The sequence below is a fragment of the Caulobacter vibrioides OR37 genome (genome assembly GCF_000372645.1).
Lineage (GTDB): Bacteria > Pseudomonadota > Alphaproteobacteria > Caulobacterales > Caulobacteraceae > Caulobacter > Caulobacter vibrioides_E.
This window is the reverse complement of sequence record NZ_APMP01000012.1, coordinates 52,638-70,860: the sequence shown is the minus strand read 5'-3', so window position 1 is coordinate 70,860 and position 18,223 is coordinate 52,638. Positions and strand designations below refer to the sequence as shown.

The window sequence follows — 18,223 nt, the reverse complement described above, 5'->3', positions numbered from 1 at the left end:
AAGTTCGCGAAGCTGCTTATCAATCGCCGCGAGATTCAAGGGATTTGTGTGTCTTTGCGTAGCGCAGTGCAAATTGGATGGCGATCGAGGCCGCGCGCATCAAGCGCGCGAGCCCTTGTGAGCGCGGGTTTCGCGCTATGCTGGCTGTCGCCATGACGCGCGTCGGGGTCGTTCGCAATCCTAGGAGCCATGGCAATCGGGCCCATCCCCCGGGGTTGCCGCCCGCTGGCGTGCGCCTGGTCGAGCCGCGCGGGCGTGACGCCTTGAAAGGCGCCTTGGACGATTTCGCGCGCGACGGCCTGGATCTGTTGGTCATCGACGGCGGGGATGGCACGGTTCGCGACGTGATCAGCCTCTTGCCCCATACGTTCGGCGAGACCTTGCCGCTGCTGGCCGTACTGCCGTCGGGCAAGACCAATGTGCTGGCCATCGATCTGGGCACGCCCCAAGACTGGGGGCTGGAGGAAGCTCTGGCCGCCGCGCGGCGGGCCGATCCCCGGGTCAAGTCGCGCCCGCCGCTGCGGGTCAGCTGGGCCGATGGTCGGCCTTGTCTGCAAGGCTTCTTCTTTGGCGTCGGCGCGGTGGTGAAGGCCACCAGCCTGGCGCAAAAGGCCCACAAGGTCGGTTTCTTCCACAACATGGCCGTCGGCGTGACCATACTGTCCGCGGCCGCGGGGGCGGTTTTCGGAGGCGCGCGGCACGAGTGGCGCGAAGGCGTGCCCGCGAAGCTGGCCTTGGATGGCGAGGCCCAGCCGGGCGATGAGCGCTTCGCCGTGGTGGCCACGGCGCTGAAACGCCTGCCGTTCGGCCTGAAGCCTTTCGGCGCCCCGCGCGAGGGCCTGAAGATCCTCGACGTCGACGCGCCGCCTCGGCGGCTGCTCAAGGCCTTGCCTTTGGTTCTGAGCGGCAAGGCCGAGCCGGAGCTGGAAGACATGGGCTATCGCCGCCGGGACCCCTCGCTGGTCAGCCTCGGCGGCGGCGCGCCTTTCGTGCTGGACGGCGAGGTGTTCGAGGGCGGCGATCTGACGATCGGCCTAGGGCCCTCGCTGAGGTTCCTGGTCGGATGAGCCGCCTGCGTGACCTCGTCGCGGCGGAGCTCGCCACGCCGACGCCGGCGCCGATCGCCGCGTTCGCGCAAGAGCTGGCGGCGCGCTTTCCCGGCGCGCGGGCGGTCCTGTTCTATGGCTCGATCCTGCGCACGGGCGATCTTTCCGGCGTCCTGGACTATTACGTGCTGACCGCGCGCCCGCCGGAAGGCTGGCGCGGCGTCTTCTCGCGCATCCTGTGGCCGGACGTCAGCTATCACGAGATCCAGCACGCCGGCGCGACCCTGAGGGCGAAGGTCGCCTCCATGACCGTGGCGCAGTTCCAGGCCGCCGCCACGGGCGCGCGGCTGGACACGACCATCTGGGCGCGCTTCGTCCAGCCCAGCGCCCTGGTCTGGGCCGCCGACGGCGCCCGGGACGCGGTGATCGACGCGGTCGCGGACGCGTGCCGCACGGCCGCCGGCTTCGCCCAGGCCCTCGGACCGGTCGGCGCGGCGCCGGGCGCGCTGTGGACGGCGCTGTTTCACGAGACCTATCAGGCCGAGTTGCGCGTCGAGAAGTCGGGTCGCGAGGTGTCGATCCTGGCCTTCGATCCCCCGCGCTATGAGCGCGTCATGGACGCCGCTCTCGCCGATCAGGGCGCGCCGATGAGCGAGGGCGAACGCGCTGCCCGGCGGAAGGCCTGGCGGACGCGCAAACGGATGGGCAAGCCTTTGAATGTGGCGCGGCTGATGAAGGCCGCCTTCACCTTCCAGGGCGCGTCCCGCTACGCCGCCTGGAAGATCCAGCGGCACACCGGCGTCGCGATCGAGATCACCCCCTGGCGCGAGCGCCATCCGATCCTGGCCGCGCCGCGCGTGCTGCTGAAGGTCTGGAACAGCCGTCGCGGTTGACAAGCAAAAACGCCCGGGGGTGAGCCCGGGCGTTTGCGTTTCAACGGACCAAGCGCCCTTAGGCGCGCGCGCGCTTCAGGGGTTCGATGACGCCTAGAGCCGCGCCGATCTCGGCGAAGGTCTTCAGGACCGCGTCGATCTGCTCGTCGGTATGCGCGGCGCTGACGCTGGCGCGCAGCAGCGGACGGCTGTCCGGCGTGGCGGGCGGCAGGGCCAGGTTCAGATAGACGCCCGCGTGCAGCAGGGCGTTCCACATGGCGATGGCGCGTTCCTGGTCGGGCATGGTCGTGGCGACGACCGGGCTGGCCGTGGGACCGGTATGGAAGCCCATGGCGGTCAGGCCGTCATAGAGGCGCTTGGCGTTGCGGTTCAGCCGGTCGCGCAGCTCGGGCTGCTCGACCATGCGGCGCAGGGCGGTGACGGTCGAGGCGACCACGGCCGGCGGCAGCGACGCGGTGAACATGTAGGGGCGACAGACGACGCGCATGACGTCGAAGTCATCCATGTCCGAGACGCAGAAGCCGCCGATGGCGCCCAGGCTCTTGGAGAAGGTGCCGACGATGAAGTCGACGTCCTCTTCCACGCCGGCCGCTTCGGCCAGGCCTCGGCCCGTGGCGCCCAGCACGCCCATCGAGTGGGCTTCGTCGACCAGCAGGTAGCCGCCCAGCTCGCGCTTCACGGCGGCGATTTCCTTCAGCGGCGCGACGTCGCCGATCATCGAATAGACGCCTTCGACCACGATCAGACGCTCGCCGGGCGCGTCGCCCAGGCGGCGCAGGCGCTTGGCCAGATCCTCGGGGTCGTTGTGGCGGAAGCGGATGACCTCGGCGTGGCCGAGCCGCGAGCCGTCGTAGATCGAGGCGTGGCTGTCGGCGTCGAGGATCAGGTGGTCGCCGCGACCCACCAGGGTGGACAGCACGCCGAGATTGGCCTGGTAGCCGGTCGTGAAGACCATGGCGTGCTTACGGCCATAGAACTTGGCCAGTTCCTGCTCGAGCTCCACGTGGGCCTCGAAGCTGCCGTTGGCGATCCGCGAGCCGGTCGTGCCGGTGCCGCGCTCCTGGACGGCCTTAACCGAAGCGGCGATCGCCTCTTCGTCGAAGGTCAGGCCCAGATAGTTGTTGGTGCCGAGCAGGATCGTCGGGCGACCCTCGACGACGCCCTCGGTCGGCGAGATCACGGCGTCGAAGCGAACCTTGAAAGGATCGGCGCCCGCTTGCTGGATGGCCTTGTACGCATCGCGATAGGCCAGGTGCTTATCGAATAGCCCCATTAGTTAAGCCCTAGTCCGGAGATCGTTGATCAGTTTGGAAAGGTCGCCCGCGGTCTCGACGGAGGCCAAGCGGTCAAGCGGAATGGAGATGTCGAAGGTGTCTTCGAGCTCCATGATGATGTTCATAAGGGCAAGAGAGTCCACGGCGAGGTCACGGCCGATGTGCGACTCGGCGCGCACCTCGACAGGCCGGCCCAGAACCTTGGCCGCCGCCACCCCGATCTCGCGCAAGCTGAGATCCGTTACCGTTTCCATTCTAAATCAAACCTCCGGGAGCCCCACCCGTGACACTAACTGTAACGGCGAGTCTGTCAGTTTTCCGCCATATTCGAACTAGGCGCCGATATTTTCGGACAACCAGCCTTCCGCCCGGTACCACCCGACGGTGTGAGCGAACCCGTCGACCAGCCCGAAAACGCTGGGTACTCCCTCCGATATCGGAGCGCTAGATAGGGACCAATCGGCGTGAAGCAACTCCCGAGCCTTGCCGGACCCGAAAACAGTCGGGCTTCCAGAGGCCAAGGACCAAGCATCCGCTAGGGTTCCCATCAATATCAAAGCCTTGTCTGGCACTCTTACCAAGCGGGGCTTTGCGCCTATCGCGGTCGCGGCGCCAGTCATAATTTCTGTCCAAGTGTAACCGTCGCGCCGCACATCCGAGACCTCGACCACGCCGACAACCGGGTCGCGACAGAAAGCGACGAGCTTGGCCGCGGCGTCCTGGACGTGAATCAGCGCCACCCGCGTGGCCGGCGAGAGCACGGGCAAGACCGGACTCCTGGCCGCCAGATCGAACAGCGGCAGCGTCGCCGTGTCACCTGGTCCATAGATCGCGGGGGGGCGAACGATCAGGGCGTCGGGCAGGACCTCGCGCACCGCGTCCTCGCCGGCGCGCTTGCTGGCGGCGTAACGCGACAGGCCCGGCTCGCGCGCCGCCAGGCTCGAAACCAGGATGAAGCGGGCCCCGGCCGCCTTGGCGGCGAGGGCGGCGGCCCGGGCGCCGTCGCGGTTGACTCGGTTGAACCCCTCCAGCGAGGCGGCCTTGATCAGGCCCGCCACATGGATCACCACGGTCGCGTCCTTGCACAGCCGCTCCAGCGCGCCCGGCGTCGACAGGTCGCCGGTCACCAGTTCGAACTCGACGTCCCGCCAAAGCGGATGGACGGGATCGCGGCGCGCCAGGATCCGGGGCGTCCAGCCGGCCTCGGCCAGGGCGCGGACCAGGTGGCGCCCCAGGAAACCGGTGGCTCCGGTGACGGCGACGATGCTCATGCTAGTCGCCGTAGGTCCCGGCCAGATAGGCGGCCTTGGCCTTGGAACGGCTCAGCTTGCCCGAGGAGGTCTGGGGCAGGGCGTGGGCGCCGACCAGCTTGACCTTGGCGTCCACGCCATGGCGGGTGCGCAGCAGGGTCGTCACCTGCTCGACCAGTGCCGCGCGGCTTTCCGCGTCGCCGCCGCGCGCCTGCACCAGCACCACGATCTGGTCTTCGGGCTCGGCCGGGATGGAGAAGGCGCAGACGTCGCCGCTGCGAAGCGTCTCGATCTCGTTATCGGCCGTCCACTCCAGGTCCTGCGGCCAGATGTTGCGGCCGTTCAGAATGATCAGGTCCTTGGCGCGGCCGGTGATGACGATCTCGCCCTCGATCTTGAAGCCGAGGTCGCCGGTGTCCAGCCAGCCGTCGGCCGAGAGCACGCGAGCGGTTTCCTCCGGATTGGCGAAATAGCCGCTCATCACCGAGGGGCCCTTGGCGAAGATCCGGCCGACGCCGCGCTCGGGCAGGACCTGGCCGTCCTCGCCGCGCACCTCCAGGAAGTGGTCGGGCAGGGCGGGGCCGCAGCGGGCGAAGTCGCGGGCGCGTTCGGAGCCTTCCGGCGCGTCGACGGCCAGGGCGTCGCGCTCCAGGCGCTCGACGTCGAGAGTTTCGGCGCGCAGCCCCTTGCCCAGCGGAGCCATCGACAGGGCCAGGGTCGCCTCGGCCATGCCGTAGCTGGCGACGAACGCCTTGTCGGAGAAGCCAGCGGGGGCGAACGCCTCGACGAAGGCCTTCAGCGGCGGCATCCGGATCATGTCGCCGCCGAGGCCCGCCTGGCGCCAGTGGCTCAGGTCGTAGGTCTCGAGCGACTGCCCCTGGACCCGGCGCGCGCACAGCTCGTAGCCGAAGGTCGGGCTATAGGCGGTGGTGGCCTTGTTGCGCGAAATCAGGTCGATCCACAGCAGCGGTCGGCGCACGAACGCCCCGGTCGGCAGCAGGTCGACCGACATCTGGCAGGACAGGGGCGCCAGCAGGAAGCCGATCAGACCCATGTCGTGATAGAGCGGCAGCCACGAGATGGCGCGGTCGCTGGGCGCGACTTGAAGGCCATCGCGCGTGATCGCCACGCAGTTGGCCATCAGCGCCTTGTGACGGACCAACACCCCGGTCGGCGTGCGGGTGCTTCCCGACGAGAATTGCAGGTAGCAAGGATCTTCGGCCGTGATGGCGGGCAGGGCCGCGCCGCCATCTTCCGGCAGGTCGGCGAGAACGCCCGCGAAGGCGAGGCCGGCGCCCTCGCCGATCTCGGCGACCCACTCCTTCAGGCCGACGGGGCCGATCAGGATCTTGGCCTGGGCGGAGGTCGCCAGGGTCTTGATCTGCTCGATATAGGCCGGACGGCCGCCCAGCGGGGTCGGCAGGGCCATCGGCGCGGGCAGCAGGCCGGCGTACTGACAGGCGAAGAAGGCGCGGACGAAGTCGCCGTCGGTCTCGGCCAGCAAGGCCACGCTGTCGCCCGGCTTGGCGCCCGTGGCCAGAAGCCGGCGCGCCAGGACCAGGGCGTCCTCGCGCAGCTTGGCGTAAGGCAGCGCCTCGACCAGCTCGCCGCGCAGCGAGTACAGGTTGACGCCGGTTTCGCCCGAGGCGGCGAAGTCGAGCGCTTGCGTCAGCGTCGGGAAGTCGGCGAACCGGACGGTGCGTTCAGACGCCGTGGGGGTTATCATCACTTCGGCCTTCATCGTCTTTAGTCAGCAGCGGCGAGACCTTCGTCCGCCGCGAGTCGGGCGAGCCTGAGCCGCGCCATGAAATACATGCCCAGGCCCAGAGCCAAAGCGGACGCAACCAGAGCGGCGCCCGCGCCCGCCAGGCCGAACGTCCGTATCAGGGGGAACAGGGCGGCGAAATAGGCGATCACGACCACCAGCCGGACAATCAGCGCGGCGCCGGCCGCGCGCATCGACACCAGCATCGGCTCCAGAGGCAGCGTCATGACCCCGATGGCCGCGGCGGCGACCTGCCAGTTCATCACGCCGGCGGCCGCGCCGAAGGCCTGGCCCATCACGGTTTCCAGGATCCAGCGGCCGGCGAGCAGGCTGACCATAAGCAGTACGCCGGCGGCCGCGCCGCCGATCAGGGCGATCTGAATGGCGAGCCTGGTCATGGCCCGCTGGCCGCCCGCGGCGCGCAGCTTGGCTAGCTCCGGGTAGAGCGCCGGGACCATCAACCGCGCGGGCTTGGCCATGCCGTCGGCCACCTGCTTGCCGATCCGCCAATAGGCCGCCTGGACCGGACCCAGGATGGCGCCGACGGCCATGGTCAGCACGTGGGTGAAGCCCACCTCCAGCGTGCCGGAAAAGTTTGTCGACAGGGCGAAGCGCCAGACGCCGGGCAGGCCCCGGCTTGTCGGTCCCCATGGTCGAAAGCCGGTCAGGAGGCCGCGCGCGCGGAGGTCTCGAACGGCGACGGCGGCGATGTAGAAGAACGAGGCGAACGCGCCCGCCGCCCAGGCCAGCAGGAAATACTGGATCGGCGCGTGGGCCAGCGCGCAGATCGCGCAGCCGATCATCCGCACGAACGAGCTGACCGCCTGCTCGGCGGCCAAGTAGCGGAAGCGGTCGAACAGCCGCAGCAGGCCAACGCCCGTCGCGGGGGTCATGACCCCGATCGAAAGGGCGTAGAGCGCGCCATAGCCGCTCATGCCGGGCGGCCAGCGCAGCGCCTCCCAGAACAGCCACGCGCCCAGGACGCCCAGGGCGACGCCGACGACGCTGCTGATCAGGTCCAGCAGCAGGGACAGGCGCAGCACCTGCTGGAATCTGGGCAGATCCTTATCGGCCAGCGGCTTGGTCCCGTAGGCGATCACCGTCTGCCAGGACTCGAAATGCGCCACGTCCCCCAGGAACTGGGCGAAGGCGTTGATGATCACCAGCACGCCCATCGTTTCCTTGCCCAGGCTACGGGCGGTCAGGGCGATATAGGCGAGGCCGACGACGGCGTTCACCGCGCGGCCGCTCAGCAGCTGTCCGGCGTTGGCCAGGACCCGCCGGATCGGCGTTCGAGGCGCGGCGGGCGCGACGGCCGTCATGCCGTCGGCGCCAGGCGCGCGAAGCCGGCCGCCGTCAGGCCCGATCGGACCCGAGAGCGTGACGGAAAGTCGGCGAGGCGGACGTGTTTGGCGGCGGCCACGTCAGCGCTGGCGCTCCAGCCGAGTGTGGACGCGGCCCTTCAGCACGACACGGTCGCCCTTGTCGGTGACGTTATAGCTGTTGGCGCGCGTGCTGCCCTTCGGGCCCCCGCCCGCGATGCCCGACTGTCCGCTGACCTCGCCGGTGCGCGTGTCGATCAGCGCCTGGGGGGCGTCGAACACATAGCCTTCCGCGCTGGTGATTCTCACCGCGTCGGACAGCAGCAGGGTATGGGCGTCCTCGCGATAGGCGCCGGACTTGGCGGTCGCCTGACTGGCTTCGGGCGAGCCGTATCCCCGGATCAAGACCGGAGACACCAGGTGCACCAGGTTTTCGTCCTTGGCGTCGCGCTCGGCGCTGTCGGCGGTGATCAGGAAGGCTCGACCGTCCTTCAGCGTGCCGGAAAAGCGGGGCTTGCCCAGCTGCAGGGCGGGGCCGGTGGCCTGGGTGTCGGTCTTCTGCGCGACGAAGCCGCGCCAGGACGCCTGGCCCACGACCGCGACGCCCACGGCGATCGCGAAGAGCGCCAGGCCCAGGCGCAGGCGACGGACGGGCGTCCGCCGGTGATTGCGGGCCCGTTCAGCGGCGCTGGCGGAGGCCGGGAGGGCCGCGGTGCTGTCGGTCTGGGTGAGCATCGGCGAATGGATAGTCCCACGTTGTCATTCGCCCAAGCGCTTTTGAGCGGCAACCGCTCATCACGGCCTTGCGTCAGCCCCAGGGGCTTCGGCCGGGGGCGAGGATTTCGCGGCGCGCAGGTCGTCTTCCAGCATCCAGAGACGGTCCTGACCCCAGTAGGCCGGTTTGCCGGCGATCCGGAAGCTCGGCGCGCCCCAGAGGCCGGCGTCGAGGAGCGCGGCGCGATTGACCTCGGCGCGCTGGCGCCAGCTTTCGTCGGCCAGGGCGGCGGCGGTTTGCGCGTCGGTCAGACCGGCGGCGCGGGCCACGCCGTAGAGGCCCTTGTCCTCGGCGAGGGCGTCGCCGTCGGCGAAAGCGGCCTTCAGGCCCAGTTCGGCGAAGGTCTCGCCCACGCCCAGATCGATCGCGTGGTGCAGCACCGCCAGCGCTCGCGCGGCGCCCGCGCCGACCGGATCGACGATCTTGCCGAACGGCAGGCCCAGACGCTCGGCCTCTCGCTTGCAGTCGAGGGTGATGTAGAGCGTCTTGATGCGCGGCACGGCCAGGCCGCGCATGACCATCGGCAGGATGGGACGCAGCTCCAGCTTCGCCCCCCAGGCCTGGGCCAGGGTTCGCGCGCGCGGCAGGGCCAGCCAGGAATAGGGGCTGCGGAACGAGAACCAGAGCTCGACGGTCGGCGCTGGGCCTTCGCGGGGCCCCTCCAGGCGCGGCTCGAAGGCGGGGGCGATGGCGGGGCAGCCCGGCTCCCGGTCGAGGCCGCGGTTCGCCAGGCGGGCTTCCAGATGACCCAGGCGATCGACGCCCCAAAACCATTCGCCCTCGAAATGGAACATGCCGCCCAGATAGTGGCCCAGGCGCTGGCGCTCGTGTTCGCCTCGCTTCAGAAGGTCATCGAGCGAGGCCGTGCTCTGGTTCTTTAGGTGGGGCGCGAGACGGTTCAGGGTCTCCTGATCACCGGCCCACATCGCGGTTCCGGCGGCGAGCGCCGCCTCGTCGAAGCGATCGTGGCGCAGCGCCTCGGCCAGCACGGCTTGCAGCTGGCGGACGGTGTCGGGGGCGGGCAGGGCGGCGTCGGACGGGAAGTCCAGGCCCCGGGCGCGCGCCAGCCGCTGGGCGTCCCTCAGGCCGTAGGCGCGCAGCCTGGCCCGGTCCGGCGCCGCCGAGTCCTCGGGCGGTGGGACCAGACAGATCTCGATCCGCGCGGCGTAGCGCGCGCGAAGCCGGGGCAGGACCTGGGCCGCGAGATGGGAATAGGGATCGTCGGCCTGGTGGAAATAGCGGATCGTCGGGGTCTCGCCGCGAAGACGGGCGCGCAGGGCGGCGAGGTCGCGGGCCATGCGTCGGCGAGCCGGGCTGGTCAGGGCGGCGGTCGCGCTTCGCATGAGGACGGTGCGCAGGGACACGATATGTTGCCTCCGAAATGTCGTGCGGATGACATCTAGCGGCACGATGAATGTCAATATATGCTTCGCGTCGACAACGAGGGGAGGCCCCGATGAAGGGTTGGAAAATAGCCTTGGCGGCGGTCGCCGTTCTGGTCGCGGCGGGCGCCGCCCTTTGGCACTTCCGCTTTGACCTGATCATTCTGGCCGCGCGGGCCAAGCAGCCGAAGATCGAGGCCTACCACCCGGTGGCCTGGGCGCAGGGGCCCAGCGAGGCGCCGACGGGCGAGCGGCCGCCGAACGTCGTGTTCATCCTGGCCGACGACCTCGGCTACAATGACATCACCCTGAACGGCGGGGGCGTCGCCAATGGCGCCGTGCCCACGCCCAATATCGATTCCATCGCCCATGACGGGGTGACCTTCGCCAACGGCTATGCGGGCAACGCCACCTGCGCGCCGTCGCGGGCGGCGATCATGACCGGCCGCTACGCCACCCGGTTCGGCTTCGAGTTCACGCCCACGCCGGTGGCCTTCTCCCGCGTCGTCGGCGGCCACGCGGGCGATCCGCTGCATCCCTCGCGTTTCAACGCCGCCGAGGTGAAGAACGCGCCCCGGGACGACAGCAGCGAGGCCGTGCCCTCGACCGAGATCACCATCGCCGAGGCGCTGAAGCCGCGCGGCTATCACACCATTCACCTGGGCAAGTGGCACCTGGGCGGGGTCAAGGGCTCGCGGCCCGAGGATCAGGGCTTCGACGAGAGCCTGGGCTTCATGGCGGGCGCCTCGCTGTTCGCCCCGGCCGGCGATCCCTCGGTCGAGGAGTCGCGTCAGGACTTCGACCCGATCGACAAGTTCCTGTGGGGCGCGCTGCCCTATGCGGTGCAGTACAACGGCTCCAAGCTGTTCCATCCGAACGCCTACATGACCGACTACCTGACGGATCAGGCGATCACGGCGATCGACAAGAACAAGAACCGGCCGTTCTTCATGTATCTGGCCTACAACGCGGTGCACACGCCGCTGCAGGCGCCCAAGGCCGACTACGACGCCCTGCCGCGGATCAAGGATCACCGCCTGCGGGTCTATGGCGCCATGGTCCGCAACCTCGACCGCAATATCGGACGCGTGCTTCAGACGCTGAAGGACAAGGGCCTCGACAAGAACACCCTGGTGATCTTCACGTCCGACAACGGCGGGGCCAACTACATCGGGCTGCCGGACATCAACAAACCCTATCGCGGCTGGAAGGCGACCTTCTTCGAAGGCGGCATCCACGTGCCGTTCCTGCTGCGCTGGCCGGGGCAATTGCCGGCGGGCGGGATCTATCGCAGCCCGGTCGGTCACGTGGACATCTTCGCCACCGCCGCCGGGGCGGCCGGCGCTCCCGTGCCCAAGGATCGGGTCATCGACGGCGTCGACCTCGTCCCGTTCGTGAAGGGACAGACGACCGGAGACCCGCACAAGGCCATGTACTGGCGCTCGGGCCGCTACGAGGTCGTGCTGTCGGGCGGCTGGAAGCTGCAGGTCGCCCAGGAGCCAAACAGGGTCTGGCTGTACGATCTGTCGGCGGACCCCACGGAGCGCCACGATCTCTCCAAGTCCAACCCCGAAAAGGTGCGCGAGCTGAAGGCCACGCTGGCGCAGTTGGACAGTCAGATGGCCAAGCCCTCCTGGCCCTCGCTGCTCTCGGGCGCGATCTATATCGACCATCCGGGCGGCCAGCCGGCCAAGAAGGACGACGAGTACATCTATTGGGACAACTAAGAGCGCTTTTCGTCCTGGTGGCTCTGGCGCTGGCGAGCTGCGGCAAGCCGACGCCCAAGGCCTGCCTGAAGGACGTTCCGGTCCCGGACCCGGCCCACCGCACGGCGGGCATGGTCCGCCTGCCGGGCGGAACCTTCGCCATGGGCGCGGCCCCGCTGCGGGCCGAGGAGGGACCTCCGGAGACCGTCAAGGTCGCGCCGTTCTGGATCGATCGGACCGAAGTCACCAACGCCGCCTTCGCGCGGTTCGTCGCCGCCACGGGATACCGCACCGTGGCCGAACGGCCGCTCGACCCCGCGCGCTACGCCCGCGTGCCGGCGGCCCAGAGGGTCCCGGCCTCGCTGGTCTTCGTGGGGGCGAAGGCGGCGAGGTCGGACGACCCTTCCCAGTGGTGGCGGGTGATCCCGGGCGCCGACTGGCGTCATCCCGACGGGCCGCGCTCCAGCATTCGCGGGCGCGAGGCCTGGCCGGTGGTCCACATCGCCTGGGAAGACGCCATGGCCTACGCCAAGTGGCTGGGCCGCGATCTGCCGACCGAAGCGGAGTGGGAATACGCCGCGCGGGGCGGCCTCGTCGGCAAGCGCTATACGTGGGGCGACCAGCCCCAGACGCCCGACCACCCGCGCGCCAACACCTGGCAGGGCGTGTTCCCCGCCCAGGATCTGGGGACGGACGGCTTCAAGGCCCAGGCCGCGCCCGTCGGCTGTTTCCCGCCCAACGGCTATGGCCTGGTCGACATGGCCGGCAATGTCTGGGAGTGGACAAAGGACTGGTTCCGGCCCGGACTGGCCCCCGCCAGCGTCATCGAAACCGGCGGCCCGCCCGAAATCCGCGCGCTGGATCCCGACGAACCGAATACGCCGAAGCACGTGATCAAGGGCGGGTCGTTCCTGTGCTCGGACGACTTCTGCTTCCGCTACCGCCCCGCGGCGCGTACGCCGGGGCCGCCCGACGGCGGGGCTTCGCATATCGGCTTCAGGACCGTGCTGCGGCAGGGGTGAGGCGCCGGGCATCGCGCGGTCCTCACCCCGCGCGATGCCCTAGAAACCCGGGCCGGGCTTCGTGCGGATGTTCAACTGCCCGGCTAGGCCCGCCTTCCGGTGATGTTCGATGGCGTGCATCTCGGGCGACAGGGCCATCTTCTGGAACGCGGCCAGCGAGGGGTATTCGGCCAGGGCGACGGCGTCCCACGGCTCCTCGATCTCGCCGATCATCAAGCCCGTGACCGCGCCGCTGTAGCGGATCTTGCCGCCCAGGGCCGTGACCAGCTTGGCGACCTCGACCCCATAGCGATTATAGGCCTCGCGCCCCGGCAGATCCGGCTCGGACCCGTCCTCGTACTCGGCCTTCTCCTTGAACTTCAGGAGGTTGACCATGACGAACGGACCATCCTCGGGGGCGCCGAAGAACGACTGGAATTGCTCGGGCGTCGGGAAAACAGCGTTCAAAACGTTCATGCGACGGGCTCCTGGGACGGAAGGGAGGCGACCAAGCCGTCCAGCAGGGCGGCGATTTCGGACGGGCTGTCCTCCTGGATGAAGTGGCCGCCCTTCAGCGTGACGTGCGCGGCGTTTCGCGCGCCGGGCACCCGGCTCTGGAACACCATCTCGCCGCCGCGCGTGATCGGGTCGGCGTCGCTGAAGGCGGTGACGAACGGCTTTTCGAACCGTTCCAGGACCGCCCAGGCGGCCTTGTTCTCTTCCACCGAAGGATGTTCGGGGGTGATCGGAACCAGGGCGGGGAAGATCCGGGCGCCTTCCTTGTAGGTCTCGTCGGGGAAGGGGGCCTCATACGCGGCGCGTTCGGCGTCCGAGAGCTCGCGCGCCGTGCCGCCGTTCAGGATGAAGCCGATCGGCAGCTCCGGCGTATTCTGGCTGAAATTCAGCCAGGCCTCGAAGCCTTCGCTCTTACCCACCCCGATCGGCAGGCCGGTGTTCGAGGCCACGACGGCGGCGAAGCGCTCCGGAAAGGCCGCGACCAGGCGCAGGCCGATCAGTCCGCCCCAGTCCTGGCAGAACAGGACGATGTCCTTGAGATCGTTCTGGACCAGCCAGGCGCTCATCCAGGCCACGTGGCGCTCGAAGGTATAGTCGGCGCGGGCGGCGGGCTTGTCGGAGCGCCCGAAGCCGACCAGGTCCGGGGCGACGGCCCGTCGGCCGCGCGCCGTCAGGTCGGCGATCACCTGACGATACAGATAGGCCCACGACGGCTCGCCATGCATCAGCAGGATCGGCCGCTGATCGCGCGGACCTTCATCGACATGGTGGATCCGCAGCTCGGTTCCGTCCGCGTCGCGCACCTGAGTGTAGCGCGGCGCGTAGGGCCAGCCGGCAAGATTCTCAAACCGCTCGTCCGGCGTGCGCAGCACGTCCATGGCGTTCTCCCGTGGTTCGTTACGACTGTTGATATTGGCATAATGAGTGTCATTATAGCTGCTCGTGGTCAAGACGGGAGGCGGTCGTGCGGAAACTATGGATCGGATTGGGCGCGGCGGCGGCCGTGGCGCTGCTGGGACTGGGCGGCGCCTGGCTGTTCCGCGAGCGTCTGGCTGAAGCCACCATGCGTCAGGCCTACAAGCAGATCCTCGCCAGCGACCCGCTGGCCCAGCTGCCGGATGGTCTGCACGTGGGCCTCTGCGGCTCGGGCGCGCCGATGGCGGACCCGGGACGGGCGGGGCCCTGTGTCGTGGTGCTGGCGGGCAAGGACCTGTTCGTCGTCGATTCCGGGTCCGGCTCGACCCGCAACCTGCTGATCATGAACCTTCCGCCCCCGCGGCTGCAGGCGGCGTTCATCACCCACTACCACTCCGATCACATCGGCGATCTGGGCGAGCTGATGCTGCAGCACTGGGCTGGCGGCGCGGCCAAGGCTCCGCTGCCGATCTATGGGCCCCAAGGCCTGGATCAGGTCGTCCAGGGGTTCGAGACCGCCTATACGCTGGATCGCGGCTATCGCATCGCGCACCATGGCGAGAGCGTCGTGCCGCCGTCGGGCTTTGGCGGCGCGCCGCATCCGTTCACGGCCGATCCCAATGGTCCCGACGTTCTGGTGCTGGAGAAGCCGGGGCTGAAGGTCTGGGCCTTTCCCGTCCAGCATCATCCGGTCGAGGGCGCGGTGGGCTATCGCTTCGACTACAAGGGCCGCAGCGTCGTGATCAGCGGCGACACCGGTCCCTCCGAACGGCTTGTTCGCGCGGCCAAGGGCGTCGACCTGCTGGTCCACGAGGGTCTGGCCCCGAACCTAGTGGCCGTCCAGCGGGAGGTGGCGATGGAGGGCGGGCGCTCCAACTACGCCCACATCTTCCATGACATCCTGAGCTATCACACCGCGCCCGAGGTCGCGGCGCGCGAGGCGAAGGAAGCGGGCGCGCGCGAGGTCCTTTTCTACCACATCATCCCGCCGCTGCCGACGCGGGCGCTGGAAGGGCCGTTCCTGGGCCGGTCGCGCGCGATCTTCGGCGGGCCGATCAAGGTGGGCCACGACGGGGACTTCGCCTCGCTGCCGGCGGGGTCGAAGGAGATCCGTTGGTCCAACCGTCTGAACCTCTTCAAGTTCTGATGTAGCCGCGCGGCGGCGCTCGGTCTAAGCACGGACGGAAACAAGGAGAATCCAGGTCGTGAGCTCCGCCGTGCGTTATCTTGGCCCCCCCAGCGAGACCGGCGTCGAGGAGCCCGCCGCCGATGGCCGTCGGCGGCGGTCGCAGGACAGTCGCGCCCGCATCGTGCAGGCCATGCTGGACCTTGTGCGGGAAGGCGATGTCTCGCCGTCGGCGGAGTTGGTCGCGGCCCGCGCCGATGTCGGTCTGCGCACGGTGTTCCGCCACTTCAGCGACCTGGACAGCCTCTATCGCGAGATGTCGGCAGTGATCTCCTCGGAGCTGATGGCTTTGGTCGAGACGCCGTTCAAGGGCGGGACTCCGCGAGAGCGCGTGCTGGAACTGGTCGAGCGGCGCGGGTGGGCCTACGAGAAGATCGCCGCTTTCAAGCGGGCGTCCGAGGTGCATCGCCACCAGTCGCCGGCCCTTGTGGCCGACAGCGAGCGCATGGTGCGCGTGTCGCGCGACATCCTGCGCGGACAACTGCCGCCCGAGCTGGCCAAGGACAAGGTTCGCTTCGAGGCGATAGATCTGATGCTCAGCTTCGAGGCCTGGAGCCGCCTGCGTCGCGAACAGGCCTTGTCGCCCAAGCGCGCGACCGAGGTGTTGCGGCTCGTGATCTCGGGCCTGCTGGACGAACCAAACGCTTGATTTCGCGAAAATTCGAGGGGGAATGGCGCCGGTCGAGGCTGCTCAATTCCCCGACCGGCAGGCGCGTCGACCCGTAAGGGGCTGGCCGACGTCCTCCGTAAGAGAGACGCTCTCGGAAGCGGGGACCCTCCATGCGCGGCTGAAAAATTGAGGCCAAAATGTGTCGGGCGGTGGCGGCGGATCTTGGCCGCCAACTCCTGACAGCCGCTGGCAGCAGGACGCGCCATGGCGTCTTGCCTAAGGCAAGAGGAACACCGAGGTTCCGGGAACGTTGTCGTCGCTCGGGCCGCGAGCCCCACAGGAGAGCTCATGACCCCGGACGACCTGCCCGCCCTGGACGAGGCCGACATTTCGGGCGACGCCCTTCTGGAGCGCTATCGCCGGACCCGTTGGCGCACCGAGTCGCTGGCTGGGCCGCTCTCGCCGGAGGACCAGTCGGCGCAGTCCATGCCCGACGCCAGCCCGACCAAGTGGCATCGCGGCCATACGACCTGGTTTTTCGAAACCTTCGTCCTGACGCCGTTCTTGCCCGGCTACGCGCCCTATGACCAGGCGTTCGGCTATCTGTTCAACTCGTACTACGAGGCGGCCGGACCTCGGCAGCCGCGCCCCCAGCGCGGCCTTCTGACCCGGCCCTCGGCTCAGACGGTCGGCGCTTATCGCGCCCATGTCGACGCGGCCATGGCGCGCGTGCTCAAGGGATCGCTGACCGAGGAAATCCGCGAGCGGGTGGAACTGGGTCTGAACCACGAGGAGCAGCACCAGGAGCTGATCCTGATGGATATCCTGCACCTCTTCGCCCAGTCGCCGCTGAGCCCGGCCTATCAGCCGGGCGCGCCTTCGGCGCGCGTCGACGCGGGGCCGCAGCGTTTTCACCGGTTCGCCGGCGGCTTGGTGGAGATCGGGGCGGGGGAGGAGGGTTTCGCCTTCGACAACGAGCGTCCGCGCCACAAGACCTATGTCGCGCCGTTTCGCCTTTCAGACCGTCTGGTGACCAATGGCGAGTGGATGGCCTTCATCGAGGCGGGCGGCTATGGCCGCGCCGATCTGTGGCTTTCCGAAGGCTGGGCGACGGTGAAGGCCGAGGGCTGGGAAGCGCCTGGCTACTGGCGGCGCGAGGCGGACGGGACCTGGACGACCATGACCCTGCGCGGTCGCCATCCGGTCGATCCGAACGCGCCGGTCGTCCATGTCAGCTATTACGAGGCCGCCGCCTACGCCGCCTGGGCCGGGCGCCGCCTGCCGACCGAGGCCGAGTGGGAAGCCGCCGTGACCGCCAGCGGAAGCGCGTCCCTTCGGCAGGTGTGCGGCGCGGCTTGGCAGTGGACCGCCAGCGCCTATTCGGCCTATCCCGGCTTCAGGCCCAGTCCCGGCGCGCTGGGCGAGTACAACGGCAAGTTCATGGTCAGCCAGATGGTGCTGCGGGGGAGCTGCGAAGCCACGCCGCCGGGCCATTCGCGAGCGACCTATCGCAACTTCTTCCATCCGGGCAGCCGCTGGATGTTCGCGGGCCTGCGTCTCGCCGACGACGATCGCCTCACCGAGGTGACCCCGGAAAACACTTTCCTGAAGGACGTCATCGCGGGTCTGTCGGCCCAGCCCAAGACCCTGTCGGCCAAGTATTTCTACGACGCCGAGGGCTCGCGCCTGTTCGAGGCGATCTGCGACCTCCCGGAGTACTATCTGACCCGAACCGAAACGGCGTTGCTGCGCCGGATCGCGCCGGAGATCGCCGCGCGCATCCCGAGCGGCGCGGCGCTGGTCGAGTTCGGCAGCGGGGCCAGCACCAAGACCCGCATCCTGCTGGACGCGGCGCCGAATATCGCCGTCTATGCGCCGATCGACATCAGCCCCAGCGCGCTCGAGGATGCCGCCGCCAGCCTTCGCAAGGCCTATCCGGACCTGGCCGTCACGCCCCTGGTCGACGACTTCACCAAGGCCATGCGTCTGCCCGACGGCGCCAAGGGGCGCACGCCGGTGGGCTTCTTCCCCGGCTCGACGATCGGCAATTTCGCGCCGGCCGAGGCCGAGGCGCTCTTGCGCCAGGCCAAGGCGTTGCTGGGGGAGGGCGCGCTGTTCATCGTCGGCGTCGACGTCGCCAAGGACCCCGCCGTGCTGATCCCGGCCTATGACGACGCCCAGGGCGTCACGGCGGCGTTCAATCGCAATATCCTGGTCCACATCAATCGCGAGCTGAGCGGCACGTTCGATCCGGCCGCCTTCGCTCACAAGGCGGTGTGGAACGCGGCGGACAGCCGGATCGAGATGCATCTTGAGAGCCTGCGCGACCAGATCGTGATGGTCGGCGACCACGGCTTCCGGTTCGCGGCGGGGGAGACGATCCACACCGAGAACTCGCACAAGTATCCCGCGGAGGCCTTCGAGGCGATCGCCGCGCGGGCCGGCTGGACCGTGTCCCAACGCTGGGTCAGCCCTCAACCCGAATTCGCGATCTACGCCCTGACCGCCTGACGGCGGCGTCCGACACGCCAAAACGCGCCGGCTCCGAGCATTTCGGAACCGGCGCGCTGGATCCGAAGATC

General features: G+C 69.0%; 16 protein-coding genes. 7 read left to right on the top strand and 9 right to left on the bottom strand.

What is annotated here, in order from left to right:
- The first annotated feature begins 137 nt into the window (after positions 1 to 137).
- Positions 138 to 1,067, top strand: a complete 930-nt coding sequence (locus OR37_RS11295) for a diacylglycerol/lipid kinase family protein (protein WP_004619761.1) — start codon at positions 138 to 140, stop codon at positions 1,065 to 1,067.
- Entirely contained in the window at positions 1,064 to 1,939 is an 876-nt protein-coding gene (locus OR37_RS11290; protein WP_004619759.1) for a hypothetical protein, read from the top strand. Before OR37_RS11295 ends, OR37_RS11290 begins: the two co-directional genes overlap by 4 nt.
- Positions 1,940 to 1,997: 58 nt before the next feature.
- Here OR37_RS11290 and spt read toward each other — a convergent pair whose 3' ends face one another.
- The 7 genes from spt to OR37_RS21815 all read right to left on the bottom strand — a co-directional run bounded on the left by spt (position 1,998) and on the right by OR37_RS21815 (position 9,668).
- Positions 1,998 to 3,212, bottom strand: coding sequence for a serine palmitoyltransferase (gene spt / locus OR37_RS11285; protein WP_004619758.1), 1,215 nt, complete (start codon positions 3,210 to 3,212; stop codon positions 1,998 to 2,000).
- A gap of 3 nt (positions 3,213 to 3,215) precedes the next feature.
- Entirely contained in the window at positions 3,216 to 3,467 is a 252-nt protein-coding gene (locus OR37_RS11280) for an acyl carrier protein (RefSeq protein ID WP_004619755.1), read from the bottom strand.
- 78 nt (positions 3,468 to 3,545) lie between these two features.
- On the bottom strand, positions 3,546 to 4,484 hold the full coding sequence (cerR, locus tag OR37_RS11275; RefSeq protein ID WP_004619754.1) for a ceramide reductase: 939 nt from the start codon (positions 4,482 to 4,484) through the stop codon (positions 3,546 to 3,548).
- A 1-nt stretch (position 4,485) separates the two neighbouring features.
- Entirely contained in the window at positions 4,486 to 6,204 is a 1,719-nt protein-coding gene (locus OR37_RS11270; RefSeq protein ID WP_165570603.1) for a fatty acyl-AMP ligase, read from the bottom strand.
- A 5-nt stretch (positions 6,205 to 6,209) separates the two neighbouring features.
- A complete protein-coding gene (locus OR37_RS11265; RefSeq protein WP_004619751.1) occupies positions 6,210 to 7,550 on the bottom strand; it encodes a lipopolysaccharide biosynthesis protein in 1,341 nt (446 codons plus the stop codon).
- Positions 7,551 to 7,652: 102 nt separating this feature from the next.
- Positions 7,653 to 8,285: an LPS export ABC transporter periplasmic protein LptC gene (gene lptC, locus OR37_RS11260; RefSeq protein WP_004619748.1), complete on the bottom strand. Its 633-nt coding sequence runs from the start codon at positions 8,283 to 8,285 to the stop codon at positions 7,653 to 7,655.
- A gap of 60 nt (positions 8,286 to 8,345) precedes the next feature.
- Entirely contained in the window at positions 8,346 to 9,668 is a 1,323-nt protein-coding gene (locus tag OR37_RS21815) for a DsbA family protein (RefSeq protein ID WP_165570604.1), read from the bottom strand.
- Positions 9,669 to 9,781: 113 nt separating this feature from the next.
- Here OR37_RS21815 and OR37_RS11250 point away from each other — a divergent pair, with 113 nt between their 5' ends.
- Together OR37_RS11250 and OR37_RS11245 are read left to right on the top strand one after the other, a co-directional pair.
- Entirely contained in the window at positions 9,782 to 11,434 is a 1,653-nt protein-coding gene (locus OR37_RS11250; protein WP_004619743.1) for a sulfatase-like hydrolase/transferase, read from the top strand.
- Positions 11,422 to 12,435 (top strand): formylglycine-generating enzyme family protein, encoded by a 1,014-nt coding sequence (locus tag OR37_RS11245; RefSeq protein WP_035017264.1) that lies wholly within the window; start codon positions 11,422 to 11,424, stop codon positions 12,433 to 12,435. The genes OR37_RS11250 and OR37_RS11245 overlap by 13 nt, the downstream gene beginning before the upstream one ends.
- A 39-nt stretch (positions 12,436 to 12,474) precedes the next feature.
- Here OR37_RS11245 and OR37_RS11240 read toward each other — a convergent pair whose 3' ends face one another.
- Positions 12,475 to 12,891: a DUF1330 domain-containing protein gene (locus OR37_RS11240; protein ID WP_004619740.1), complete on the bottom strand. Its 417-nt coding sequence runs from the start codon at positions 12,889 to 12,891 to the stop codon at positions 12,475 to 12,477.
- The gene (locus tag OR37_RS11235) at positions 12,888 to 13,808 is read right to left on the bottom strand and encodes a haloalkane dehalogenase (RefSeq protein ID WP_004619738.1); all 921 of its coding nucleotides are present in this window, start codon (positions 13,806 to 13,808) and stop codon (positions 12,888 to 12,890) included. The genes OR37_RS11240 and OR37_RS11235 overlap by 4 nt, the downstream gene beginning before the upstream one ends.
- A gap of 86 nt (positions 13,809 to 13,894) precedes the next feature.
- On the opposite strand from OR37_RS11235, the gene OR37_RS11230 reads away from it, so the two are divergent.
- From OR37_RS11230 to egtB, 3 genes are all read left to right on the top strand, one after another.
- Positions 13,895 to 14,992 carry an MBL fold metallo-hydrolase gene (locus OR37_RS11230; protein WP_004619736.1) on the top strand — a complete coding sequence of 366 codons (1,098 nt, stop codon included), beginning with the start codon at positions 13,895 to 13,897 and terminating at the stop codon, positions 14,990 to 14,992.
- A 58-nt stretch (positions 14,993 to 15,050) separates the two neighbouring features.
- Positions 15,051 to 15,680 carry a TetR/AcrR family transcriptional regulator gene (locus tag OR37_RS11225; protein ID WP_004619735.1) on the top strand — a complete coding sequence of 210 codons (630 nt, stop codon included), beginning with the start codon at positions 15,051 to 15,053 and terminating at the stop codon, positions 15,678 to 15,680.
- A 309-nt stretch (positions 15,681 to 15,989) separates the two neighbouring features.
- Positions 15,990 to 18,152, top strand: coding sequence for an ergothioneine biosynthesis protein EgtB (gene egtB / locus OR37_RS11220; RefSeq protein ID WP_004619733.1), 2,163 nt, complete (start codon positions 15,990 to 15,992; stop codon positions 18,150 to 18,152).
- The last annotated feature ends 71 nt before the right edge of the window (positions 18,153 to 18,223 follow it).